Annotated in this window: 24 protein-coding genes; 15 read left to right on the forward strand and 9 right to left on the reverse strand. The window is 59.2% G+C overall.

What is annotated here, in order from left to right; genetic code table 11:
- The first annotated feature begins 33 nt into the window (after positions 1-33).
- Both AACY18_RS09200 and AACY18_RS09205 read left to right on the forward strand, forming a co-directional pair.
- The gene (locus AACY18_RS09200) at positions 34-1,998 is read left to right on the forward strand and encodes a hypothetical protein (RefSeq protein ID WP_339464729.1); all 1,965 of its coding nucleotides are present in this window, start codon (positions 34-36) and stop codon (positions 1,996-1,998) included.
- 286 nt (positions 1,999-2,284) lie between these two features.
- Positions 2,285-4,078: a hypothetical protein gene (locus AACY18_RS09205; protein WP_339464731.1), complete on the forward strand. Its 1,794-nt coding sequence runs from the start codon at positions 2,285-2,287 to the stop codon at positions 4,076-4,078.
- 65 nt (positions 4,079-4,143) lie between these two features.
- Here AACY18_RS09205 and AACY18_RS09210 read toward each other — a convergent pair whose 3' ends face one another.
- The 5 genes from AACY18_RS09210 to AACY18_RS09230 form a co-directional block, all read right to left on the reverse strand.
- Positions 4,144-4,722, reverse strand: coding sequence for a hypothetical protein (locus AACY18_RS09210; protein WP_339431338.1), 579 nt, complete (start codon positions 4,720-4,722; stop codon positions 4,144-4,146).
- 65 nt (positions 4,723-4,787) lie between these two features.
- Positions 4,788-5,042: a hypothetical protein gene (locus tag AACY18_RS09215; RefSeq protein ID WP_339431337.1), complete on the reverse strand. Its 255-nt coding sequence runs from the start codon at positions 5,040-5,042 to the stop codon at positions 4,788-4,790.
- 90 nt (positions 5,043-5,132) lie between these two features.
- Positions 5,133-5,723: an LON peptidase substrate-binding domain-containing protein gene (locus tag AACY18_RS09220; RefSeq protein ID WP_339431336.1), complete on the reverse strand. Its 591-nt coding sequence runs from the start codon at positions 5,721-5,723 to the stop codon at positions 5,133-5,135.
- A gap of 10 nt (positions 5,724-5,733) precedes the next feature.
- Positions 5,734-6,450, reverse strand: coding sequence for an LrgB family protein (locus tag AACY18_RS09225; protein WP_221730200.1), 717 nt, complete (start codon positions 6,448-6,450; stop codon positions 5,734-5,736).
- Positions 6,450-6,812 carry a CidA/LrgA family protein gene (locus tag AACY18_RS09230; RefSeq protein ID WP_339431335.1) on the reverse strand — a complete coding sequence of 121 codons (363 nt, stop codon included), beginning with the start codon at positions 6,810-6,812 and terminating at the stop codon, positions 6,450-6,452. The genes AACY18_RS09225 and AACY18_RS09230 overlap by 1 nt, the downstream gene beginning before the upstream one ends.
- 193 nt (positions 6,813-7,005) lie before the next feature.
- Here AACY18_RS09230 and AACY18_RS09235 point away from each other — a divergent pair, with 193 nt between their 5' ends.
- The 3 genes from AACY18_RS09235 to AACY18_RS09245 all read left to right on the forward strand — a co-directional run bounded on the left by AACY18_RS09235 (position 7,006) and on the right by AACY18_RS09245 (position 9,969).
- Positions 7,006-7,461 (forward strand): MaoC family dehydratase, encoded by a 456-nt coding sequence (locus AACY18_RS09235; RefSeq protein ID WP_034153755.1) that lies wholly within the window; start codon positions 7,006-7,008, stop codon positions 7,459-7,461.
- Positions 7,462-7,572: 111 nt separating this feature from the next.
- Positions 7,573-9,300 (forward strand): C13 family peptidase, encoded by a 1,728-nt coding sequence (locus tag AACY18_RS09240; RefSeq protein ID WP_339431334.1) that lies wholly within the window; start codon positions 7,573-7,575, stop codon positions 9,298-9,300.
- 27 nt (positions 9,301-9,327) lie between these two features.
- Positions 9,328-9,969, forward strand: coding sequence for an oxidoreductase (locus AACY18_RS09245; protein ID WP_339431333.1), 642 nt, complete (start codon positions 9,328-9,330; stop codon positions 9,967-9,969).
- 140 nt (positions 9,970-10,109) lie between these two features.
- Here AACY18_RS09245 and AACY18_RS09250 read toward each other — a convergent pair whose 3' ends face one another.
- From AACY18_RS09250 to AACY18_RS09265, 4 genes are all read right to left on the reverse strand, one after another.
- Entirely contained in the window at positions 10,110-10,394 is a 285-nt protein-coding gene (locus AACY18_RS09250) for a YceK/YidQ family lipoprotein (protein ID WP_339431332.1), read from the reverse strand.
- Positions 10,387-11,034, reverse strand: a complete 648-nt coding sequence (ubiX, locus tag AACY18_RS09255) for a flavin prenyltransferase UbiX (protein WP_221730205.1) — start codon at positions 11,032-11,034, stop codon at positions 10,387-10,389. Before ubiX ends, AACY18_RS09250 begins: the two co-directional genes overlap by 8 nt.
- The gene (gene mpl, locus AACY18_RS09260) at positions 11,031-12,380 is read right to left on the reverse strand and encodes a UDP-N-acetylmuramate:L-alanyl-gamma-D-glutamyl-meso-diaminopimelate ligase (RefSeq protein ID WP_339464732.1); all 1,350 of its coding nucleotides are present in this window, start codon (positions 12,378-12,380) and stop codon (positions 11,031-11,033) included. The genes ubiX and mpl overlap by 4 nt, the downstream gene beginning before the upstream one ends.
- A gap of 147 nt (positions 12,381-12,527) precedes the next feature.
- Entirely contained in the window at positions 12,528-14,435 is a 1,908-nt protein-coding gene (locus tag AACY18_RS09265; RefSeq protein WP_339464734.1) for a sigma-54-dependent Fis family transcriptional regulator, read from the reverse strand.
- 302 nt (positions 14,436-14,737) lie between these two features.
- Here AACY18_RS09265 and exaC point away from each other — a divergent pair, with 302 nt between their 5' ends.
- From exaC to AACY18_RS09315, 10 genes are all read left to right on the forward strand, one after another.
- Complete coding sequence (gene exaC / locus AACY18_RS09270; protein ID WP_339464735.1) at positions 14,738-16,258, forward strand: acetaldehyde dehydrogenase ExaC; 1,521 nt, start codon at positions 14,738-14,740, stop codon at positions 16,256-16,258.
- Positions 16,259-16,565: 307 nt separating this feature from the next.
- The gene (gene eat, locus AACY18_RS09275) at positions 16,566-17,936 is read left to right on the forward strand and encodes an ethanolamine permease (RefSeq protein ID WP_339464737.1); all 1,371 of its coding nucleotides are present in this window, start codon (positions 16,566-16,568) and stop codon (positions 17,934-17,936) included.
- A 109-nt stretch (positions 17,937-18,045) separates the two neighbouring features.
- The gene (locus AACY18_RS09280) at positions 18,046-19,440 is read left to right on the forward strand and encodes an ethanolamine ammonia-lyase subunit EutB (protein WP_339464738.1); all 1,395 of its coding nucleotides are present in this window, start codon (positions 18,046-18,048) and stop codon (positions 19,438-19,440) included.
- Between the two features lie 5 nt (positions 19,441-19,445).
- Positions 19,446-20,270, forward strand: coding sequence for an ethanolamine ammonia-lyase subunit EutC (gene eutC / locus AACY18_RS09285; protein ID WP_339464739.1), 825 nt, complete (start codon positions 19,446-19,448; stop codon positions 20,268-20,270).
- A gap of 115 nt (positions 20,271-20,385) precedes the next feature.
- Complete coding sequence (locus tag AACY18_RS09290; RefSeq protein WP_221730212.1) at positions 20,386-20,847, forward strand: GNAT family N-acetyltransferase; 462 nt, start codon at positions 20,386-20,388, stop codon at positions 20,845-20,847.
- A 275-nt stretch (positions 20,848-21,122) separates the two neighbouring features.
- Positions 21,123-21,773: a DedA family protein gene (locus tag AACY18_RS09295; RefSeq protein ID WP_339431325.1), complete on the forward strand. Its 651-nt coding sequence runs from the start codon at positions 21,123-21,125 to the stop codon at positions 21,771-21,773.
- Between the two features lie 4 nt (positions 21,774-21,777).
- Positions 21,778-22,590: a M90 family metallopeptidase gene (locus AACY18_RS09300; protein WP_339464740.1), complete on the forward strand. Its 813-nt coding sequence runs from the start codon at positions 21,778-21,780 to the stop codon at positions 22,588-22,590.
- Positions 22,591-22,702: 112 nt separating this feature from the next.
- Entirely contained in the window at positions 22,703-23,230 is a 528-nt protein-coding gene (gene ppa / locus AACY18_RS09305) for an inorganic diphosphatase (protein ID WP_003205933.1), read from the forward strand.
- Between the two features lie 222 nt (positions 23,231-23,452).
- Positions 23,453-24,199 carry a S24 family peptidase gene (locus tag AACY18_RS09310; RefSeq protein WP_339431323.1) on the forward strand — a complete coding sequence of 249 codons (747 nt, stop codon included), beginning with the start codon at positions 23,453-23,455 and terminating at the stop codon, positions 24,197-24,199.
- Between the two features lie 464 nt (positions 24,200-24,663).
- Positions 24,664-25,584, forward strand: a complete 921-nt coding sequence (locus AACY18_RS09315; RefSeq protein ID WP_339464741.1) for a restriction endonuclease — start codon at positions 24,664-24,666, stop codon at positions 25,582-25,584.
- Positions 25,585-25,708 lie beyond the last annotated feature (124 nt).

Here is a 25,708-nt window from a genome sequence, read left to right on the forward strand (position 1 = left end):
GATGGCTGATTCACTGACATGGAGTCAAATCTTATGCGAAATAAACCCAAAGCCCCTCAACGCTCCCCAGTGGTCGATACGGCCCAACCGTCGCTCACCCGCCCGAACTCGCCCGAAGTCGCGGGGGACAATCTGGATTTCGGGCTACCTCCCCGCGTCAGGCCCCACGGATCGGTTGATTTGAACGTGTCGTCAGAGGTGAAAACCGGCAATCCCACGCCTGGAACCTCGCCCACACAGGTCCACCTGTCGGTTACGCAAAGGGATGACCTCGCCCCGACGCCACCCACTATCAGCCAATCTGCGCTGCAGGACTATGTCCAGCACCCGCCGGCCAATCTCGCCGTCGATCACGATGCCGCTGGTTTGAGACTCTTCAAGGGCAAGCCGTTTGCCGACGTTGTCGGCGATAACGCGCAAAGCGACATCAAGACCGTGATGGTAGGGTTCGATGACAAAATGAAAGCCTACCGGGCCCAGTTGCCCAGTAAGCGAACCCCCTGCGGACCACCGCTTTATCGCATCGGCGAGAGCAACACCTGGACCTTGCAAAAACCGGTTGATTACTACAATACCGAACGGCTCGCGTTCTCCCATCTACCGGATGCCCAAGGCTACTACGCCGTTTCCTTTCGCGATTTTTTTGACCCGAACAAAATGCATAAGGGTTACGGCTTCGCCCTTCGCGATGAGCATGACAATTGGTTCAAGGTCGATCCGCTCGAAGCTCGGGGAGAGGCGTCCATACCCTTGAAATTTGAACACTTGACCGATGGCGACATCTGGAACATGTATCGCCTGCGAGGTACAGAAACACTGGTCTTTCGGGACGAAGCGCAAGCCATCGGCAGAGTGCCTGACTGGGTCCGACGCGTTCAGGAGCCAGACACTTTCAAATACGTGACAGGTTCATTGCGATTGCTCTATCCGCAAAAGTCCGCCGTAGAATGCGAGCGACTGCTCAGAAGCTACAACCTGAGCGTCACTCAACAGGCTCGTCTGAGGAAGGATCTGGACATCGGCCCTATTCCCGAATGGGCAGAACAGCACAAGCGACTGACCAACAGCGATGATGATCAGCGATTCGAGCAGATCGCGCAGGAACTTGACCCCTTCATTGTCAGATTGAGAACCGAAGGCGGACTTTCTTCCAGCGATTTACCCGACGTCGGGCAGCGCTATGAAGCCCAATTCCTGAACGGGTACTTAAAGCGTGCAGGCTATAAACAAAACCGGCACGGCTTCCTGTACCGAACCGACATCCCTGCCATGTTCCGGGCCGATCTGCGCACCCCTTTTGAACTGGCGCGGGACAAACGCCTGGTGAGATTGAAGGGCAACCCCTCCGACTCCACGACCCGATGGGCTTTTAGCGCGACATTCGGCCTGGCCAATGGGTTGACCTACATGGGCTTTGGTTACTACTCCAACCCCCGGAATTACAACAGCCAGGCCAACCGGTATCCAGGACATATCAGTTCTGACAGCGATTCACCGAGCGACTATCGATTTGAATCGGCGGGGGAATCCGACACGTCGTTTGAAATGGACTACTCGCGTGACTATCGATTGCTGCGGCGCAAACAGACACTTGGCTTCCTTTATGTCATCGACACCCGCGGCATCGAGGTGGTGCCCGGAGCGGAAAACGTTTACCTGAACAACAAGGATTTTGAAGCGGATAACATGGAAGGCCGGATATCAATGCCTACGAGGGGTATCAGCGCAGAGAGGATCTGGCTGGTGCACTCGAATCGGAACAAGGCCGCAAGGGTTGAAGATGTCTTGCGACAGGCCGGTGATGACGCCAAGGCTATCGAGAAAGCCACGTGGGACGGAACCGACGGCAACTCAGTGTGGTTTTCGGGCGAAACACCTTATGACCGCTTGATCAATCGAGTTGCCGATTCCGGCGGCGTGATCCTGCATTTGCCGAAAGGCGAAGTCACGCTCTCCGGCGACGTTGTCTGGCCCGTTCCCGAGCATTTCAGGCCTTGACCGTCTAGCGGCCCCAAACACCCAAGCGCCAGCGATCTCTGTTGTGACTGGCGCTGCTTTCACGCAAAAGAACGATACAAACCCGACAGCCTACGGACAGGCTGTTTTATCCAAAAAGGAGTTTTATTGCATGCGACCCAAACCGGGCTCACGACCAAATTCAAAGATGGATACACCCGGCCCCTCCGCCCCCCGCCCAATCACACCTGACAACAGACCAAACGATTCGGTTTTCCACCCGCCCGGTCGACTCAGCCCGGGCAGCTCGAACACGATTTCGGCTGGAGTGAGCGCCGACAGCCCGATCGCAGGAACCACGCACCAAGGGGCCACCGTCACCGTCACGCCGATGCCCGATCTCGTTGCGCCCCGGCCTGCTGTCACGACCTCTCCCCTGGAACCCTACGTACTGAACGTCGGGAACCATCTACCCGCGCCGGCTGCAGACGGACTGAGAGCCTACAATGGCAGACAATTTGCGGACGTCACCAGCGATGATCCAGACACGGCCATCCAGACGGTGATGGTGATGTACCACGCCCCCATGAAAGCCTATCGGGCAAAGTCGCTGAGCAAGCGTGATCTTTGGGGGCCACCGCTTTACCGAATAGCCGACAGCAATGCCTGGAGCCTGAAAAAACCGAGCGAGTACTTTGATATCCGTCAGCACACCATTTCCCAGCTTCCAGATCACGATGGCTACTATTCGGTTCGCCGGCACAGTGAGGCTGATCCCAATCTTTTTTATCCGGGAACCGGTTACGCCTTCAGGGATGAAAAACAAAGGTGGGTCAAGGTCGACCCGCGTGAAGCTCGGGGCGACCGTTCTGTAACCGTGAAACTTGAGCAATGGACCGACGGCGATATCTGGCGCATGTATCGCTTGCAGGGTGCAGAGGCGTGGGTGTTTCGTAATGAGGCGCAAGTCAGCGGCACGGCGCCTGATTGGGCCCGCCGCTTCAAGGGCGTGAAAGCGCACGACTATCTGATTGATTCACTGGGATGGCTTTATCCACAAATGTCTGCCAGTGAACGTGCGCAATGGCTGCGCAGCTACAACTTGACCGTGGCACAGCAGATCCGCTTGCGTCAGGAGCTGGAAAGCGGACCGTTTCCCGAATGGGCGGAACAACACAAACGATTGACTCAAAACAAGGATGACAACCAGCGGTTTAATCTGATCGCACAAGAATTGGAGCCTTACCTTCTCAAGTTGAGAAATCATGGCTTTGAGTATGTGAAGGAGCTACCTCCCGCACAGCAACGATATGAAGCCGAGTTTCTGAAAAACTACACGGACCATGCGGGGTATCAGCGCAATGTGCATCTCGCTTTGTATCGAACCGACATCCCTGCCATGTTCCGGGGCGACCACCGCACGCCTTTCGAGTTGGCACGGGATAAACGCATGGTCAGGCTCAAGGGCAATCCCTCTGGCATTACCACCAAGTGGGCCTTGAGTGCGACATTCAGTCTGGGCAAGGCCCTGTGGTACAAAAGCGAGTTGGGCGGATACTCCCACCCCCTGCATTACAACTCCCAGGCCAATCGGTATCCGGGCAAGATTTCCGATGGCGATATCTCACCCGGTAGTCGCGATGGTTCAGACGCAGAATCTGACACCTCGTTTGAACTGGATTACTCCAAAGACTACCCACTGGTTCGGCGCCAGCAGACCCAAGGCTTCCTTTATGTCATCGATACCCGCGGCATCGAAGTCGTGCCCGGCGCGGAAAACCTCTACCTGAACGATCTGGATTTTGAAGCCGATCCGACAGAGGGGCGCCTGTCGATGCCGACACGGGGCATCAGTGCCCAGCGGCTCTGGCTGGTGAACTCGCAACTGACCCGTGCAGCGTGCGTCGAGGATGTATTCAAATGTGCCGGCGGCAGTGTCAGCGCTATCGAGAAAGCAACCTGGAACGGAACGCTCACTTACAGCGAGCAAGGCACCACGATTTATGACGCACTGATAGACCGAGTAGGCGCCGATGGCGCGAAGGTACTGTTCTTGCCGAAAGGACGCGACACATTTGCAGGTGACATCACCTGGCCGACACCCGAGCATGAAAGACCTTGAACTGAAGCCAGCGGTTTGACCGAATGAATCGCGCCATACTTCTAATCGAGGCATGGCGCTTTTTATCAGGTAACGGCTGAAAGCTTTTCAACAACTTTAATTACAAACACAGCAGAACTGTAATTAAAGGCATCGTGTTTCGACAGGTTGGGATTGACATTCAGGAACGTGCTCATGCCCTTGACCACATTGCAATACAAAGGCCTGTTATTCGACTCACTGACCAAACCAATATAGGCCGCCCCGAATTCGATATCGCTAAAAGTAGTGCTCGACACCCCAAGCTTATTGATCGAAAAATAATCCGTTTTATCAGCCGTGCTGGCCAATAGATTATGTGTTTTGTTTTCGAAGGCTAATCTGGCGTTATCAAACATGCCGCGCTGCACGACGTGGATCGCGTACCGGTCGCCCTGCGCAACGAACTTCAACAGTAAAGGTTCGTCGTGTTCGTGATCAGCAAGGGTGAGTAAACTGGCAACACGAGAATCTGCCAGATTAACTTCGGCATCCAGTTGCTCGCGTTTGGTAAGACGCGGACTGCGCAGACGCTGTTGGAGGCGCTGTTGATTGAGCACTACTGGCAGACCGTCAAGGTACAGGTTTGCAGTAAATGTGATGTCGGTGTTTATCGATACAGTCATAAAATTTCCATCCATGGAGGCCTGGCGCCGTAATCGTCAGGGTGCCAGGCCATCTGAAAAAACAGTCAGGCGGTCGCCGCTGCCACTATGGTTTTCGCGGTTGCAGACATACGCGGAACTTCGCTGACAGGAATTTTTTCAGATTTACGCTTACGCCGCGCAACCACCATCAAATCGGCATAGACGCAGGCCGCTTCAATCACATTGGCAACGTTATGATCAGCCCCGGCATGTTTCAAAATATACTTGCCAGCGATGTCATCCCAAAACGCCCACTCATCTTCATATACCGTCATGACGTCTTCCTTATTATTGTTCATATCACCCGCTTCCTGCGGGGAACTTGAACTTAAGATAAAGACAGAAGCAAAACAATACTGGCAGGCATTGTGAGTTGATTCAAAGTACAACTAGGTGAACAACTCTCCCTGTAATTCATCGAGCAACGCCTGGATGGCATCCAGTCGTTGTTGTGGATCATCAAGTTGCAGCAGATCGATCTTGTCTTCTTCGGCGAACGGCAGCAGATACGCCAACTGATTGGCGAGCGACTGCTGACCCGGCGCGTCAGTGCCCATGTTCAACGCCTCGACCATCGGGTGCTCGGCCAAAGCCTTGAGCAAGGCAACCAGGTCGGCGTCCTCGTCCTGCAACGGTTGCTCGGGATCGTCGTCCAGCCACTCAACGTCGGCGAGGATCAACTGATCGCGCTGCACGTCGGTGCGCAGCACATTGAAACGCCGTCCACCCTGTACACGAATGCCCAACAGCCCATTGTCCTGCTGCTGGAAATCGGTGATCCGCGCCTCGCACCCGACCAAGGCAAAACCTTGCGGCGCAACGCCGACTTCATGGCCGTCGAGGATGCACACCACACCAAAGCCACCGCCCTGTTTCATGCAGCGACCGATCATGTCCAGGTAGCGCGCCTCGAAGATCTGCAAGTCGAGGTTGCAGCCGGGAAACAGCACTGTGTTCAGCGGGAAAAGCGGCAGACTCATAGACATTTCCTTACACCACCATCGACACCGCCAACGGCAGGAACACCGCCGTGGCCACGCCCATCAGACTCATCGCCAGCGCCGCGAAGGCGCCGCACTCATCACTTTCCTGCAACGCCACCGAAGTGCCGACCGCATGCGCGGTCATGCCCAGCGCCATACCGCGCGCCTCGGGGCTATGCACGCCTAGCCGGGTCAACAACGCCGGGCCGAAGATCGCCCCGATCACGCCGGTGATCAACACAAACACCGCCGCCAATGCTGCGACACCGCCGATCTGCTCGGCCACCAGCATGGCGATCGGCGAAGTCACCGACTTGGGCGCCATGGTCATCAGAATCATGTGATCGGCGCCGAACCACCAGCCCAGCAAGACGCCCATCCCCGTGGCAACCACCCCGCCTATCACCAGCGTAGTAAAAATCGGCCAGAACAATTGGCGGATGCGTTTGAGGTTCAGATACAACGGCACCGCCAACGCCACCGTCGCCGGCCCCAGCAGAATGCTGAGGATCTCGGTGCTCTTGCGGTATTCGGCGTACGTCAGGCCACAGCCCACCAGCACACCGATCACCAACAGCATGGAGACCAGCACCGGTTGCAAAAAGATCCAGCGGGTTTTCTCGAACGCTGCCAGCACGAGTTGATAGGCACCCAGGGTGATGCCGATGCCGAACAGCGGATGGTGGATCACGGAGTCCCAGGCACCTTGCCAGTCGAAAAGCATCAGGACTCCTCCGAGCGGTGCGTGTGACGCCTGACCATGCGCTGCATCAGCATTCCGGCGAAGGCCATCGACAGAATCAACGACACCACCAGTGCGCCGACAATCGCCCAGAAGTCGGCGGCAATCGCCGCGGCGTAAACCATCACGCCCACTGCCGGTGGCACCAGCAGCAACGGCAAATAACGCAGCAGGCTCGCGGCCGCGAGATTCAGCGGTTCGTCGACCTCACCACGCATGATCAGGAACACCAGCAACAGCAGCAGGCCGATGATCGGCCCCGGCAGCACCGGCAACAGCAAGTGATTGAGCGCCGTGCCGAGCAATTGAAACAGCACCAGCAGGGTCAGGCCACGTAGCAACATCCGACATCTCCGTCTTACTTTCCGCCCAGCAGGGGCTCGGCATTATAAGCACGCCTGCGCTATGGATCGGCATTCGCCAAAAGCATGGTCAGTTGACCTGAGCAAATCGCCATGATGATCTACAGTGGTTCGCAGGGCGGTCAAATCCCCCACCTGAAAAACTATAAAACCGATGAACCCAAGGAGAGTCTCAATGCCCTATGTTCCAGTTGCAGAGCTCAAAGATTATGTCGGCAAGGAACTCGGACGTTCCGAATGGCTCACCATCGATCAGGAGCGCATCAACCTGTTCGCCGAAGCCACCGGGGATTATCAGTTCATTCACGTCGACCCGGTCAAAGCCGCGCAAACGCCATTTGGCAGCACCATTGCCCACGGTTTCCTGTCGTTGTCGCTGATCCCGAAATTGATGGAAGACATCCTCGTGCTGCCGCAAGGCGTGAAGATGGTGGTCAACTATGGCCTCGACAGCGTGCGTTTCATCCAGCCAGTGAAGGTCAATTCCAAAGTTCGCCTGAAGGTCGACCTGGGCGAAGTGACCGAGAAAAAACCTGGCCAATGGCTGCTCAAAGCCACAGCGACACTGGAGATAGAAGGCTCGGACAAACCGGCCTACATCGCCGAGCCCCTGTCGCTCTGCTTCGTTTAAGCGCCGGGATGCGAAGCAGCGCACGCTGTTTCGCATCCACTGTCTTAGCGGCGGCTGTATAAGGTCACATAGCTGCGGCATACTCGGTCGCCTAATTGCCCGGATCCCGCTATGCGCTCACTCGCCACTCTTGCCCCCCTAGCCTTGACCCTGTTGCTTGCCGCATGCGGCGACGGCGAATCGCTGTTGCCTCCTGATGCACGCCTGCCGGATGGCGGACGCTATCGCGGCGAACTGGTCGACGGTTTGTTGCAAGGCCAGGGGCGCGTCGACTACCCCAACGGCAGTTGGTACGCCGGGCAGTTCGACAAGGGGCAGTGGCACGGGCAGGGCGAATGGCATGGCAGCAATGGCGAGGTCTATCGCGGCCAGTTCCAGCAAGGTCTGTTCGACGGCCAGGGCAGCCTGACCACCAACGCCAGCAGTTACACCGGCGGTTTCAAGCAGGGCCGACGGGACGGCGAAGGCACCCTGAAAGAAAACGCCATGACCTACCGTGGCGAGTTCAAGGCTGATCAATATTCCGGGCTCGGCCGTCTCGAAATGGACGATGGCAGTTCCTATCAAGGCCAGTTCGCCCATGGCAAACCCAACGGCGAAGGCCAGCGTGGCGACTCCAGCGGCAACTCGTTCACCGGCCATTTCGTCAATGGTCAACTGGAAGGCAACGGCACCTTCAACAGCGCTGACGGTGACGTCTACGTCGGTGGTTTCAAGAACAACCAGTTGCACGGTAAGGGCCGCTACGAAAACGCCGACGGCGACGTTTGGCTCGGACAGTTCAAGGAAGGAGCGCTGACCGGCAAGGGTGAACTGATCGGCGCCGACGGCAGCCACTACGTGGGCGAATTCAACGACTGGCGCTTCAGCGGTCAGGGACGCTTGAATCTGTCTGACGGCAGCTTCTACATCGGTGGTTTCGACAGCGACAGTTACTCTGGACGCGGCATCCTGGTGCTGACCGATGGCAGCGTGATGAGCGGCACCTGGGTCAATGGCCAGCGAGTGCGCGATGCCGACGGCAAGTTGCTGCCCGACATCCTCGAACTCGGCTTGCTGGCCCAGGGCCGCTTGCTTGATGACGCCCTGGCGGCCATCCCGGCCTCAACCCCAGCGGTTGAGCTGTACACCTTGACCTTGGGCGGCGATGGCAAGCAGAGCGTGTTCCTGCGCGAATCCGACTACGTCGCCAACATGCTCAAAACGCGGTTTGGGGCTTATGGCCAGATCCGCCTGGTCAACCACCGCGACCACCTCGCCGACCGACCGATGGCCACTCGCGAGAATCTGCGCCGCGCCGCGCAAACCCTCGCCGAACGCAGCGGCCCGGAAGACCTGCTGTTTATCTACCTGACCAGCCACGGCACCGCCGAACACGAACTGGTACTCGACCAGCCGCGCATGGAACTGGCCGAGCTGCCCGCCGACGAACTCGCCGCCGTGCTGGCACCGCTGAAAAACCGCGACAAGATCATCGTGATCTCCGCGTGCTACTCCGGCGGCTTCATCCCGGCCCTCAAAGACGAACGCACGCTGATCATGACGGCTTCGCGCGCCGATCGCGTGTCCTTTGGCTGCTCCGAAGAAGCCAACTTCACCTACTTCGGCGATGCACTGTTCGCCCAGGCGCTGAACCAGACCGACGATCTCGAACACGCCTTCAAACTGGCCAAAGCCACCGTCGCCGAGCGTGAACTGGCGGACAATTTCGAAGCCTCGGAGCCGCAAATCTGGGCGCCGAAAACCGTGCTGTCACATTGGCAACTGCTGCGCAAACAGCAAGCCAGGAAAGCGTTGCAAAGTGCTGCATTGAACGACGCAGCGATAAAGAGCAACTAAGCTGAACAGTATCAAGGGAGAGACACTATGTACTTGACGCCTCAGCACGTATTGCTTGCCGGAGCCACCGGTTTGACCGGTGAACACCTGCTCGACCGTTTGCTCAACGAACCAACGATTTCTCGCGTGCTAGCCCCTTCCCGTCGGCCATTGGCGGAACACCCGCATCTGGAAAACCCGGTCGGCGACCCGCAGGTTTTTCTGCCGCAGCTCAGCGGCCGTGTCGACATCGCCTATTGCTGCCTCGGCACCACCATCAAACAGGCCGGCTCCGAAGCCGCCTTTCGTGCGGTCGACCTGGACATGGTGGTGGCGTTCGCCAAACGCGCACGGGAGATGGGCGCACGGCACCTGATCGTGATCAGCGCGCTGGGCGCCGATCCGAATTCATCGATTTTCTACAATCGGGTCAAAGGTGAAATGGAACAGGCATTGCGCGCACAGAACTGGCCGCAACTGACCATTTGCCGGCCATCGCTGCTGCTCGGTGAACGCACCGAACCGCGTCTGGGCGAGCAGCTTGCTGCGCCGTTTTCAAAATTGATCCCCGGTAAATACCGTGGCATCGAGGCCTGCCAACTGGCCCGCGCCATGTGGCGCCTGGCGCTGGAAGAACAGGATGGGGTGCGGGTGATTGAATCGGATGAGTTGCGCAAGCTCGGCAAGTAGTTTTGTGGTGTCTGGGCTGGCCTCTTCGCGAGCAAGCCCAGACACCACAGTAATCTTCAGCGAACACACACCTGGCGTAAGACTCAATCCCTGTGGGAGCGTGGCTTGCCCGTGCCCGCCAATGGAGTGCGAGCACTCCCCTACAATCCACCAGTTGCCTGAAATCCCACGCCAATCACCGTGAGCAACGACAACGGCAGTAACAGCGTATCGAGCAACGCACTCGCTGGCAGATCCACGCCCGGATAGCTCGGCGCCTCAGCCCCGAACCGATCCATCGCGCAACACCCGCCATTGATCGCATACAAATCCAGCCGCGTACCGGCATACACCACCGGCGCCCCCGGTTTGGCGGCATCGAGCGTGCGTGCCGTAGCGCAACCGGCCAGTTGCAGCGCCAGCACAACGATCAGCAGCTTATTCATCGCTGCTCAGATGATGCTCACCCCAACGCGGCAGCATGTCTTGGGGAATGCCCAGCAGATTGAGAATCCGCGCCACGACGAAATCGATCAGGTCATCGATGGTCTGCGGCTGGTGATAGAAACCCGGCGACGCCGGCAGGATGGTCACGCCCATGTTCGACAACTTGAGCATGTGCTCCAGATGAATGCTCGAATACGGCGCCTCACGCGGGACCAGAATCAACTGGCGGCGCTCCTTCAGCGTCACGTCGGCGGCGCGCTCGATCAGGTTGTTGCAGGCACCGGTGGCAATCGCCGACAGCGTGCCGGTGGAGCATGGCACGACGACCATCGCCGCAGGTGCACCGGAGCCTGAGGCCACTGGCGACATCCAGTCTTCCTTGCCATACACGCGGATCTGCCCGGCGGCCGCTCCGGTGTATTCGGTGAGGAATGCCTGCATCGTCTGCGGTTTGGGCGGCAGCGACACATCGGTCTCGGTGGCCATCACCAGTTGCGCAGCCTTGGAGATCAGGAAGTGCACTTCACGATCTTCACGCACCAGACAATCGAGCAGGCGCAAACCGTACTGCGCGCCTGAAGCGCCGGTCATTGCCAGCGTGATGCGTTCGGGGCCATTGCTCTCCAAACGAGTGTTCATTGCAGCGCCTCGGCGAGTTTGCCGTGCAGGCCGCCGAAGCCGCCGTTGCTCATGATCACGACGTGAGTGCCGGGCTGAGCCTGGCTCTTCACACGTTCGATGATGCCTTCCAGTGAATCGCTGACAATCGACGGCACCGTGCATAACGCAGCGGTGGCGGCCAGATCCCAGCCGAGGTTGGCCGGGGCGTACCAGATCACCTGATCGGCATCGACCACGCTGTCCGGCAAACCGTCGCGGTGCGCGCCCAGCTTCATGGAGTTGGAACGCGGCTCGATGATCGCGATCAAGGGTGCATCGCCGATGCGCTTGCGCAAGCCGTCGAGGGTGGTGGCAATCGCGGTTGGATGGTGAGCGAAGTCGTCATAGATGGTGATGCCGCGCACCTCAGCGACTTTTTCCATCCGGCGTTTGACGTTCTTGAAGGTGCTCAGCCCGGCAATGCCCATCGACGGCACCACGCCAACATGACGCGCCGCTGCCAGCGCGGCCAGGGCATTGGCGACGTTGTGCTGACCGGTCAGCTCCCATTCGACGGTGCCTTGGGACACACCTTCGAACATGACTTCGAACGCCGAACCGTCGTCCTTCAGCAACTTGACCTGCCACTGCCCGCCGGCACCGGTGGTTTGCACCGGGGTCCAGCAACCCATCTCGATCACACGCTGCAAGGCAGGCTCGGTGGTTGGATGAATGACCAGGCCTTCACTCGGGATCGTGCGCACCAGATGGTGGAATTGCCGCTCGATCGCTGGCAGATCCGGGAAGATGTCCGCGTGATCGAACTCAAGATTATTGAGGATCGCGGTACGCGGGCGGTAGTGAACGAACTTCGAGCGTTTGTCGAAGAAGGCGCTGTCGTACTCGTCGGCCTCGATCACGAAGAACGGCGTACCGCCCAAACGTGCGGACACCGAGAAGTTCTGCGGCACGCCGCCGATGAGGAAACCCGGGCTCATGCCGGCGTGTTCCAGCACCCAGGCAAGCATGCTGCTGGTGGTGGTTTTGCCATGGGTACCGGCGACGGCCAGCACCCAGCGACCTTGCAGCACATGATCGGCCAGCCATTGCGGGCCGGACACATACGGCAAGCCTTTGTTCAGCACATATTCCACCGCCGGATTGCCGCGGGACATGGCGTTGCCGATCACCACCAGATCCGGTGCCGGATCGAGCTGGGCCGGGTCGTAGCCCTGAGTCAGCACAATGCCTTGGGCCTCAAGCTGCGTGCTCATCGGCGGATAGACGTTGGCGTCGGAGCCGGTCACATGATGGCCCAGCTCTTTGGCCAGAACCGCCATCGAGCCCATGAAAGTCCCGCAGATACCCAGAATATGAATGTGCATAGTCGACCTCGTAAAACATGGCCGCAGGTTAGCGTAGGGAGGGGGAAATCGCACCTTGTGTTTCGCGCCTTAGCGAGCAAGCCCGCGCCCACAATGTCAGCGCAGTCCTTGCGGGCGCGGGCTTGCTCGCCAATGGCGCGACCCGGTTTAGCGGGCGATAGCGTGTTTGCGCAGCTTTCTGTAAAGCGTATTGCGACTGACCCCAAGCTGTTGCGCCGTTTGTGTCATGTGCCACCGCGTCTGTTCCAGCGCGGCGAGCAAGGCCAAGCGTTCGGCATCTTCAAGGGGATGCCCGGCCGCACAAACCTCCACAGCCACCCTCGGTCGCACTTGTCGAAACATCGCCGGCAAATCCTCCAGCCCAACCCGCCCGTCATCACACAACGCCGCCAACGTGCGCAGCACATTGCGCAACTGCCGCACATTGCCCGGCCAGTTGAACGCCAGCAACGCCTCACGCGCCGGCGCTTCAATCAGGATTGGTTCGCCGCTTGCCTCTTCGGCCAGCAGAAAATCCAGCAATTGCGACTTGTCACTGCGATCACGCAATGCAGGCAGCGCCACTTCCAACCCATTGAGCCGGTAATACAGATCCTCACGAAAACTGCCGTCCTCGACCCGGCCCAGCAGATTGCGGTGGGTCGCGCTGATGATCCTCACGTTGACCGCTTCGGGCTCACCGCCAATCGGCACCACCTGCCGATCTTCCAGCACCCGCAACAAGCGAGTCTGCAAGGCCAGCGGCATGTCGCCGATTTCATCAAGGAACAACGTACCGCCATCGGCCTGCTGCAACTTGCCGCGCATACCGTCCTTGCGGGCACCGGTGAAGCTGCCGCCGCGATAGCCGAACAGTTCGCTCTCGATCAGGCTCTCGGGGATGGCCGCACAGTTGAGGGCAACAAAGGCTTTGCTCGATCGTTGGCTGGCCTGATGCACAGCCTTTGCGAAAGCCTCTTTGCCGGAGCCGGTTTCACCGTTGATCAGCAGCGGTACATCGCGTTCGAACACGCGCAGGGCTTTACGAAAGTCCGCTTGCAGCGCCGCATCACCGAGGCAGATCCCCGACAGACGCGCAGGCTCGGGTTTGATGGGGGCCGGGATGATCGGCAGCGGCTTGCGCGACTCGCCACGCAACACGGCAAACAGATGTCGCCCGTCGCGGGTGCGCAGCGGCCAACTGGCGCTGGCATTGGCACTCGCGCGGCCCAGCAACTCATCCAGCGAACAATCGAAAAACGCCTCGACCGGTTGGCCGAGCAACCCACCGCGAATATGCCCCAGCAGGTTCAGCGCACTCTGGTTGACCGCACTGATCCGCCCTTCCCCGTCAAACGCCAGCAAGCCTTCGCTGAACAGGCCGACGGACTCGGCCTGCAAATGAAAACGCAACAACCATTGGTTATCGAAACAGCGCAGGAAGTAGCAACTCTCGATCATCTTCGCCGACAGATTGACCAGCGCCATGGTGTGGAACTGGCTCTGGCGCGAGACATCGTGGCGCGCCGAAGACACATCGAGCACCGCCAACAGTTCGCCGTGCGGGTCGAACACCGGGCTCGCCGAGCAGGTCAGGCCGGTGTGACGACCGCGAAAGTGTTCATCCTGATGGATGGTCAGCGCCTGACGCTCGACCAGGCAAGTGCCGATGCCATTGGTGCCTTCACAGGCTTCGCTCCAGTCAGCCCCGAGCCAGAGGCCGGCGCGCTCGAAAATCCTGCGCTCGGCGGGCGCGGTGACGCAGTTGAGGATCACCCCGCGCGCATCGGTCAGCAGCACCGCGTGGCCGGCGCCGGACAGTTGTTGATGCAGGCTGCTCATTTCATTGCCGGCGATCTGCAGAACCTGTTGCAGACGCTCGCGGCTTTCAAGCACGCGCCCGTGTTCGAGCACGGTGGGCGCCATGGCCAGGGCCGGGTCGAGGTGATAGTCCTCAAGACAACGCAGCCAAGAGCGGGCAATCGACGGATCGGCACCGGGCCCGTGCAGGTGCGGTTTGCCCTGGGTGGCCGTGAGAACCTGCTGGGCATGGCGACTCAAATGGTTGTCGTGCATTTCTTATTGTTCTCCCCGAGGCTCGACGGCCCAATGCTTGAGGTGACGCCCAGCATCCTCCAGCCACCGGCGCATTGCAATGCTGGCGAGACTGTCCGGTCACAGGCTGTGCCAAGAACGGTACAAACTGTCACCCCCGCTGTACCGAAACCGTCACAGGCGCGCTCCGCCCGTCCGACAAAAACCACCCAAGGCCTTGATTTACCTGACCTGCACGGCAGTGGCCCAACCTTTGCTCTACGCTTATAGCAAGCGCACTTGCGCGTTTCTCTAATAAGTACAAAGCCAAGGAGAACATCATCATGCGTTACGCTCACCCCGGTACTGAAGGCGCCAAAGTCTCGTTCAAGAGCAAGTACGGTAACTACATCGGCGGCGAGTTCGTCGCGCCTGTCAAAGGTCAGTACTTCACCAACACCTCGCCAGTCAATGGCCAACCGATTGCCGAATTCCCGCGCTCCACTGCCGAAGATATCGACAAGGCACTGGACGCTGCCCACGCCGCCGCCGATGCGTGGGGCGCGACCTCCGTGCAGGCGCGCTCGCTGATCCTGCTGAAAATCGCCGACCGCATCGAACAGAACCTCGAACTGCTGGCGATCACCGAAACCTGGGACAACGGCAAAGCCATCCGCGAAACCCTCAACGCCGACATTCCGCTGGCCGCCGACCATTTCCGTTACTTCGCTGGCTGCCTGCGTGCCCAGGAAGGCAGCGCTGCCGAAATCGACGGCAACACCGTGGCGTATCACATTCATGAACCGCTGGGCGTGGTCGGTCAGATCATCCCGTGGAACTTCCCGCTGCTGATGGCCGCGTGGAAACTCGCCCCGGCGCTGGCCGCCGGCAACTGCGTGGTGCTCAAACCGGCCGAGCAAACGCCACTGGGCATCTGTGTACTGATGGAAGTGATCGGCGACCTGCTGCCACCGGGCGTACTCAACGTGGTGCAAGGCTTCGGCAAAGAAGCCGGCGAAGCCCTCGCCACCAGCAAACGCATCGCCAAGATCGCCTTCACCGGTTCGACCCCGGTCGGCTCGCACATCATGAAGTGCGCCGCCGAGAACATCATTCCGTCCACCGTCGAACTGGGTGGCAAGTCGCCGAACATCTTCTTCGAAGACATCATGCAGGCCGAGCCGACCTTCATTGAGAAGGCCGCTGAAGGTCTGGTGCTGGCGTTCTTCAATCAGGGCGAAGTCTGCACCTGCCCGTCCCGTGCGCTGGTGCAGGAATCGATCTACGAAGAATTCATGAAAGTGGTGATGAAGAAGGTCCTGTCGATCAAACGTGGCGACCCGCTGGACACCGACACCATGGTCGGCGCCCAGGCGTCCGAGCAACAATTCGACAAGATCCTGTCGTACCTGGAAATCGCCAAGGGCGAAGGCGCCGAACTGCTGACGGGCGGCAAGGTGGAAAAACTCGAGGGCAATCTGTCGACCGGTTATTACATCCAGCCGACCCTGCTCAAGGGCACCAACAAAATGCGCGTGTTCCAGGAAGAAATCTTCGGCCCAGTGGTGAGCATCACCACGTTCAAGGACGAAGCCGAAGCCCTGGCCATCGCCAACGACACCGAGTTCGGCCTCGGTGCGGGCCTGTGGACCCGCGACATCAACCGCGCCTACCGCATGGGCCGGGCGATCAAGGCCGGTCGCGTGTGGACCAACTGCTACCACCTGTACCCGGCGCATGCCGCGTTCGGCGGGTACAAGAAGTCCGGCGTTGGCCGCGAAACCCACAAGATGATGCTCGACCACTATCAGCAGACCAAAAACCTGCTGGTGAGCTACGACATCAATCCGTTGGGCTTCTTCTAAAACCGGGGGCAACACAAAGGTTTGTATTGCCCGTTCAATCGCCTTCGCGAGTAAGCCCGCTCCCACAGGGGACTTGCTTCGGCCCACATGGCTGGATTCGGCACAGATCCGATGTGGGAGCGGGATTGCTCGCGAAGGCGTCCTTAATGACACAACACACAAGGCCTGGCCGCTCTGGCACGGCCCTTGCGTACCCGTCATTCAGGATTTGCAGAAAAACTGCCGCTGCGTGAACAGCCTCCATCCACCCCAACCGCGACACCCGAAAGTCCAACAGATCAAACAATAAAAAAGACAGCGAGGACTTATGACTACCACCACACAACTCAAACCCACACTCGGCACCCTGCACCTGTGGGGCATTGCCGTCGGCCTGGTGATTTCCGGCGAATACTTCGGCTGGAGTTACGGCTGGGGCACCGCAGGCACCTTGGGTTTTCTGGTCACGGCGCTGATGGTCGCGACCATGTACACCTGCTTCATCTTCAGTTTCACCGAATTGACCACCGCGATTCCCCACGCCGGCGGGCCGTTTGCCTACAGCCGTCGGGCGTTCGGCGAAAAAGGCGGATTGATCGCCGGCATCGCTACGCTGATCGAGTTCGTCTTCGCACCACCGGCCATTGCCATGGCCATCGGCGCCTATCTGAATGTGCAATACCCCGAGCTTGATCCGAAGATCGCTGCGGTCGGCGCCTATTTCGTGTTCATGACCCTGAACATTCTCGGCGTGAGCATCGCCGCGACCTTTGAGTTGGTGGTCACGGTGCTGGCCGTCGCCGAACTGCTGGTGTTCATGGGCGTGGTCGCGCCGGGCTTCAGTTTCAGCAATTTCGTGCTCAACGGGTGGTCGGGCGCCAACGAGTTCACCCTGGGTTCGATCCCCGGGATCTTTGCCGCGATACCGTTTGCGATCTGGTTCTTCCTCGCCATCGAAGGCGCGGCCATGGCGGCGGAGGAAGCCAAAGACCCGAAACGCACGATTCCCAAGGCTTATGTCAGCGGCATCCTGACCCTGGTGTTCCTCGCCATCGGCGTGATGGTGATGGCCGGTGGCGTTGGCGACTGGCGCCAACTGTCGAACATCAACGATCCGCTGCCGCAGGCCATGAAAGCGGTGGTCGGCAACAATTCGTCATGGATGCACATGCTGGTGTGGATCGGCCTGTTCGGTCTGGTGGCGAGTTTCCACGGCATCATTCTTGGCTACTCGCGCCAGTTCTTCGCCCTCGCCCGCGCCGGTTACCTGCCGAAAAGTCTGGCCAAACTCTCGCGGTTCCAGACGCCCCATCGCGCGATTCTGGCCGGTGGCGTGATCGGCATCGCGGCGATCTACAGCGACGGCCTGGTCAATCTGCAAGGCATGACGCTGACCGCGGCGATGATCACCATGTCGGTATTCGGCGCGATCGTGATGTACATCATCAGCATGCTCAGCCTGTTCAAACTGCGCCAAACCGAGCCGAACCTGGAACGCACCTTCCGCGCCCCGGGCTATCCGGTGGTGCCGGCCATCGCGCTGTTTCTGGCCGTGGTGTGCCTGGTGGCGATGGCGTGGTTCAACACGCTGATCGGCTGTGTGTTCCTTGGTTTCATGGTCATTGGGTATCTGTATTTCCAGTTGACCGCCAAGCAACGCGCCGACGCACCGACAGACGCTATGCTCGAAGGTATCTAGTTGCACCGGTACCGGGCCTTGCGCCCGGTGCCCGCCTTATTGAAGTGCATGGAGATCCCGCTCCCACAGGGGAACCGAGTTATCCACAGAATCAGGAGGACACCGCCCCATGGCCGCATTTGCCCATTGCGTCGGCGCCCAGACCTATCGCTTCGACAGCCTCAAGGACGTCATGGCCAAAGCCAGCCCGGCACGTTCCGGGGACTTTCTCGCCGGTGTCGCCGCGCTCAACGACGGTGAGCGCGTGGCCGCGCAAATGGCGCTGGCCGATATCCCGCTCACGCACTTTCTGCAAGAAGTGCTGATTCCCTATGAGTCCGATGAAGTCACCCGCCTGATCATCGACACCCATGAAAAACAGGCCTTCGCCGTGGTCAGCCACCTCACCGTCGGCGGTTTTCGCGACTGGCTGCTCAGCGAGGCCGCCGATGAAACCAGCCTGCGTAATCTCGCGCCCGGCCTGACCCCGGAAATGGTCGCCGCCGTGTCGAAGATCATGCGCGTGCAGGATCTGGTGCTGGTGGCGCAGAAAATCCGCGTAGTGACCAAGTTTCGCGGCACCCTCGGCCTGCGCGGGCGCCTGTCAACTCGCCTGCAACCCAACCACCCGACCGACGAGCCGTCCGGCATTGCCGCGAGCATTCTCGACGGTCTGCTGTACGGCAACGGCGACGCGATGATCGGCATCAACCCGGCCACCGACAGCATCGCCTCGATCTGCGCGATGCTGGAAATGCTCGACGCGATCATCCAGCGCTACGACATCCCCACCCAGGCCTGCGTGCTGACCCACGTCACCACCTCCATCGAAGCGATCAACCGTGGCGTGCCGTTGGACCTGGTGTTCCAGTCGATCGCCGGCACCGAAGCGGCCAACGCCAGTTTCGGTATCAACCTGAATGTGTTGCAGGAAGGCTACGACGCCGGTTTAAGCCTGAACCGCGGCACCCTTGGGCAAAACCTGATGTATTTCGAAACCGGTCAGGGCAGCGCCCTGTCGGCCAACGCCCACCATGGCGTCGATCAACAGACCTGCGAGACCCGAGCCTACGCTGTGGCCCGCCATTTCAAGCCGTTTCTGGTGAACACCGTCGTAGGATTTATCGGCCCGGAATACCTCTACAACGGCAAACAGATCATTCGCGCCGGCCTCGAAGACCACTTCTGTGGCAAGTTGCTCGGCGTGCCGATGGGTTGCGACATCTGCTACACCAACCACGCCGAGGCCGATCAGGACGACATGGACACCCTGCTGACCCTCTTGGGTGTCGCCGGGATCAACTTCATCATGGGCATCCCCGGCTCCGACGACATCATGCTCAACTACCAGACCACCTCGTTCCACGACGCGCTCTACGCCCGCCAAACCCTGGGCCTGAAACCGGCGCCGGAATTCGAGCAATGGCTGGCGAACATGGGCATTTTCACTCAGGCGGACGGCAAGGTTCGCTTCGGCAACAACCTGCCGCTGGCCTTCCGCCAGGCCTTGGCGCAACTGGGATGAGTCTTATGGAAAACCCGCCCGTCGACCCGCAAAACCCATGGCTGGAACTGCGTCGCCTGACCCCCGCGCGGATCGCCCTCGGCCGCACCGGCACCAGTCTGCCGACCCGCGCACAACTGGATTTCCAGTTCGCCCATGCTCAGGCGCGGGATGCGGTGCACTTGCCGTTCGATCATGCCGGGCTCAGCGCCCAACTCAATGAGCGCGGGCGCCAGACGTTGCTGCTGCACAGCGCGGCGGTGGATCGCAACAGCTACCTGCAACGCCCCGATCTGGGGCGCAAGTTGAGTGATGACTCAGCCCAGGCTCTGCGCGACTACGCGGCGACCAATCCCGGCGGCGTGGATCTGGCGATTGTCGTCGCCGATGGCTTATCCGCGCTGGCCGTGCATCGCCACACGCTGCCACTGCTGACCCGACTTGAAGAGCAAATGGCCGCCGATGGCTGGTCCGCCGCGCCGGTCATCCTCGTGGAACAGGGCCGCGTCGCGGTCGGCGATGAAATAGGTGAACGGCTGGGCGCAAAAATGCTGGTGATGCTGATTGGCGAACGCCCGGGCCTCAGCTCACCCGACAGCCTGGGGGTGTATTTCACCTACAATCCAAAGATCGGGCTGACCGATGCCTACCGCAACTGCATTTCCAATGTGCGGCTTGAGGGCTTGAGCTACGGCATGGCGGCACATCGTTTGCTGTACCTGATGCGCGAAGCCTGCCGACGGCAACTGTCGGGGGTCAATCTGAAGGACGAAGCACAGGTTCAGACGCTGGAGTCGGACACCGGTGCGGACATGAAAGGAAACTTCCTACTCGGCCCGTCGACAACCTGAACCGATTCCGCATTGCGTTTCTGCGCCGGTATCAGGCAGGATCGACGAACGGCCGCCAGGGTTTCCCATCGCCGTCAGAGCAGTTGAAGACAGCCACTTGAAGACGAGACCTATCATGCGGATTATTCAAGCGACCCTCGAACACCTGGATTTACTGACTCCGATGTTCGTCACCTATCGTGAGTTCTACGGTTCACTGCCTTACCCGGATTCCTCCCGCGCGTTTCTCGAAAAACGCCTGCGCCGCAAGGAATCGGTGATTTATCTGGCCCTCGCCGACGATGACGACAAGAAGCTGATGGGCTTCTGTCAGCTCTATCCAAGTTTCTCTTCGTTGTCGCTCAAGCGCGTATGGATCCTCAACGACATCTATGTCGCCGAAGACGCCCGCCGCCAACTGGTCGCCGACAACCTGATCCGCACCGCGAAGAAAATGGCCAAGGAAACCCAGGCCGTGCGCATGCGCGTTTCCACCAGTGCCGATAACGAAGTGGCACAGAAAACCTACGAGTCCATCGGGTTCAAGGAAGACACCGAGTTCAAGAACTACGTGTTGCCAATCAGCGACGAACTCTGACCCAAGAAATCGCAGCCTTCGGCAGTTCTACAAAAAAACGCATTCCAATGTAGTCGCTACCGAAGGCTGTGATCCTGCAGGCCTTCTCCTCTCCCGTCGTCCCTGACAATTGTTCACACCCGGACATCCCTCGCTACAAAAGCAACGCGCTTTTCACCTCTCAGACCGTATAATCCCGAGCTTTCCGGCTTGTAAGAAAAACTACACCTCGATGTAGGCTTACACGAAGTCATCCGCACAGGCCTGCAGAGTCGGGCCGCCACACAGGTGCCCCCATGGATTTCAACCCGCTCGACCTTATCCTGCATCTCGACGTTTACCTCGACTTGCTGGTGAACAACTATGGGCCCTGGATCTACGCCATTCTGTTTCTGGTGATTTTCTGTGAAACCGGTCTGGTGGTGATGCCCTTTCTGCCAGGCGATTCGCTGTTGTTCATCGCCGGTGCGGTAGCGGCAGGCGGTGGCATGGACCCAGTCCTGTTGGGCGGTCTGCTGATGCTGGCAGCGATCATGGGCGACAGCACCAATTACGTGATCGGACGTACAGTCGGCGAAAAACTGTTCAGTAACCCCAACTCGAAAATCTTCCGTCGCGACTACCTGCAACAGACCCACGACTTCTACGACAAGCACGGTGGAAAAACCGTGACCCTGGCGCGCTTCCTGCCCATCATTCGCACCTTCGCGCCATTCGTCGCCGGTGTGGCGAAGATGCCTTACCCGCGCTTCTTCGGCTTCAGTGTGTTCGGCACGGTGCTGTGGGTCGGTGGTCTGGTGACCTTGGGTTACTTCTTCGGCAACGTGCCATTCATCAAGAAAAACCTGTCGTTGCTGGTGCTCGGCATCATCCTGCTGTCGCTGGTACCGATGATCATTGGTGTGGTACGCAGCCGACTCGGCAGCGCCAAAGCCCAATCGCACTAAGCCGATGTGGTCGCTGAGCGCCTGGCGTCGCCGGCGCATCCTGGCCAGGCACCCGATTGCCGACGACCTGTGGCAACGGGTGCGCCATCACCTGAGCTTTCTCGACGGCATCAGTGCAGCCCAAGACCAATGGCTGCGTGAAGCCTGCGTGCTGTTTCTCGAAGACAAACACCTGACCGCCCTGCCCGGTGTCGAATTGCATCAGGAACAACGCCTGCTGCTTGCGGCTCAGGCGCAATTGCCACTGCTCAATCTGGGCGATCTGAACTGGTACCAGGGTTTTCACGAGATCGTCCTCTATCCCGACGACTTCCTCAGCCCGCAGCGCCATCGCGATGCCAGCGGCGTCGAACATGAATGGGATGGCGAACACAGCGGCGAGGCCTGGCAACAGGGGCCGATCATCCTGGCTTGGCCGGGTGTAATGGCCAGTGGTGGCTGGGAAGGTTACAACCTGGTCATCCACGAACTGGCGCACAAACTCGACATGCTCAACGGCGATGCCAACGGCCTGCCGCCGCTGCACGCCGACATGCGCGTCAGCGACTGGGCCGAGGTCATGCAAAAGGCCTACGACGACCTCAACCGCCAACTGGACCGCAATCCGGACGCCGAAACCGCCATCGATCCCTACGCGGCCGAAAATCCTGCCGAGTTCTTCGCCGTCACCAGCGAATACTTCTTCAGCGCACCCGATCTGCTGCACAAGGCTTATCCACAGGTCTACTTGCAACTGAAGCTTTTCTACCGGCAGGATCCACTGGGCAGGCTGCGGCAACTTCAGGCCCAGGACCCGGTCTATCAGGCTCACGACTAAGGTCTGCACGACTTTCGGTGCGTGGCATCGGCGGCGGAATATGCCTATAATCGCCGCCACTTTTTGGTCAATCCGGCCAAGTGTTTTTGGTCAACTACGGGGGCAACGCCCAATGAGCTACAGCAAGATTCCGGCTGGCAAAGACCTGCCGAACGACATCTACGTCGCGATCGAGATCCCGGCCAACCACGCGCCGATCAAATACGAAATCGACAAAGACAGCGATTGCCTGTTCGTTGACCGTTTCATGGCCACCCCAATGTTCTACCCGGCCAACTACGGTTACATCCCGAACACCCTGGCTGACGACGGTGACCCCCTCGACGTGCTGGTTGTGACCCCTTACCCGGTTGCGCCAGGCTCGGTGATCCGCGCACGTCCAGTGGGCATCCTGAACATGACCGACGACGGCGGCGGCGATGCCAAAGTCATCGCAGTCCCACACGACAAGCTGTCCCAGCTGTACGTCGATGTGAAGGAATACACCGACCTGCCGCCACTGCTGATCCAGCAGATCGAGCACTTCTTCGCGAACTACAAAGATCTCGAAAAAGGCAAATGGGTCAAGATCGAAGGCTGGGCCGGTGCAGACGCCGCCCGCGAAGCGATCACCAAGTCGGTTGCTGCCTACAAAGGCTAAGCGCCTGCAACCTGCGTGATGCTTGAAGAAGACCCCGTTTGATACGGGGTTTTTTATGCGCGAGAACATCCTGCTTAAACGCAACGTTTAAAACACACGCAACAAAGTTTTAACCCGTTTAATTTCCCACAAGACGGGCTTACATCCCGTCGCAAAATTCAGCCTTTTTTTGAACGCCAAGTTTATTCAAACCGCTCTAGCACGGCCGTAGACTCCGTGTTTATGAGAAAGAACACTAGCGGTCCAAGATTCAAGGCACTCCTGGAAGCAGCGAACATCACCACCACGGGATTCGCAAAGTTCTGGGGCACGGAAGCCCAAAATGTCCACAACTGGTACACCCGGGGCGTCCCGGCGTATCGCATGGAAGAAGTCTCACGCCTGCTGTCCGTTAACAGCGAATGGCTGAAGACCGGCGAAGGCATAAAGGAGTTGCCGAGCCTGACGCCGCCCGCCAGCAATGGCGACACCTTCGACGCCCACGCCATCCGCGGCGTCTACGCCGTCATCGACCCCAACGACGTCGACCTGGTGTTCTTCAAGGAAACGCCCCTCACCGACGGCTCCGGCAAAACCCACGTCATCCACGACACGGACCAATCCATCCGCCTGCTGCGCGCGCACCTCGATCAACTGGAAATCCGTCACTCCGACGCCATCTGCGCGCACATGATCGGCAACAGCATGGCCGACCGCATCGAAGACGGCTCCATCGTCGCCATCGACCGCGGCCTGACTCAAGTGGTGGATGGCGAGATCTACGCCATCGAACACGACGGCATGCTGCGCATCAAATACCTGCACCGCATGCCCGGCAACGGCCTGCGAATGCGCAGCCACAACAGCGCCGAATACCCGGACGAAGTGTTCCGCCCCGCGCAGATAGAAGAGCAACGGATTCATATACTGGGCTGGGTGTTCTGGTGGTCGACGCTGAGCAAACGCCGGCCGGTGGTGCCGTTTCTATGATCGGCCAGCACACACAAAACCCTGTGGGAGCGGGCTTGCCCGCGAAGAGGCGCTGAAAAACAGTTCAAATACCGATTCTGTACTGCGTCAGTCGCTCTAAACCGCACTTCAGGCTGGGAATTCCCAACAAAACTCAGTATCCTGCGCCCCACATTCGCGCATCGCCCCGCTCCCGCGGCTCAGATGACGCCCGACGCGGCAGACCAACGTCTGACCAAGTCCCACAGCCGGACGCAGATCCGGATGTACGTTTTGAAGGCTGGCGCGGTTTACCAAAAATAAACCAAGCCAGTCCCCGAGAAGCCGGCCACAAGCCGGCTTTTTAATGCCTAATGCCTTCCTAGCAACAGCGGCTCACGCTTTCACAGCCCCAGCGCTAACGCTCAGAGCCCCCCTCAGCGAACGTTAATTTATACTCGCCTGCCGGTCAGTTCAAAAACACCCACCAGCACAGGGATGCGCCCATGTCCGTTCCAACCTACGATCAGTTCATCGAACCGATCCTGCGGTTTCTCGCCACAAAACCCGACGGTGCAATTGCTCGGGACGCCCACGAAGCGGCAGCCAAAATGCTGCAGTTAACAGAAGCGCAGCGTGAGGAGCTGATCGCGAGTGGTCAGGCCACCTACAAGAACCGATCTGGCTGGGCGCACGATCGTCTCAAGCGCGCCGGTCTTTCCAGCAGTGCCAAACGCGGTTATTGGAAGTTGACTGACGCAGGAGTGCAGTACGCCCAGGAGCATGCATTTCCACTGTCAGCCAAGGATGTGGAGCATTTGGCAATCGGTTACATGAATGTGAAGCTGAAAGTCGCGCCAGATGCCGAGCCACTGGATGACCAACCAAATGTGGAGCCAGATCTGGCCTCCGCCACCGAAAGCCCCGACGACCGACTGGAGCGAGCGCTAAAGGAACTGCGCGATGCCACGGCGGCCGACCTTTTGGACAACTTGCTGCAAGTCAGCCCCAACCGTTTCGAAGTGATCGTGCTGGATGTGCTTCATCGCTTGGGTTACGGCGCCAGTCGCAATGATCTGCAACGTGTCGGCGGTTCCGGTGATGCCGGCATCGACGGCATTATCTCGCTCGATAAATTGGGGCTGGAGAAGGTTTACGTTCAGGCCAAGCGCTGGCAGAACACGGTTGGCCGGCCTGAACTGCAGGCGTTCTATGGGGCGCTTGCTGGGCAGAAAGCTAAGCGTGGCGTGTTCATTACCACCTCTGGCTTTACAGCGCACGCTGTCGACTTCGCCAAATCGGTGGACGGCATTGTGTTGGTAGACGGCACGCGGCTGGTGCATCTGATGATGGATCATGAGGTGGGCGTGACATCCCGTTTGTTGCGGTTGCCGACGCTGGATCGCGATTATTTTGACGAAGAGTGAGCTCAGGCGTTTTGCTGCTTGACCCTGCTAACCAATTTCCTTAGTGGGCTTGTGGGTAAAAGTGATGGCACACTAGAATCACGGCGAATGTTCTACCAACCCCCACGGATCGAGGGTTACATCA

The organism is Pseudomonas sp. EA_65y_Pfl2_P74 (genome assembly GCF_963970575.1).
In the GTDB taxonomy this organism is placed as follows: domain Bacteria; phylum Pseudomonadota; class Gammaproteobacteria; order Pseudomonadales; family Pseudomonadaceae; genus Aquipseudomonas; species Aquipseudomonas baetica_A.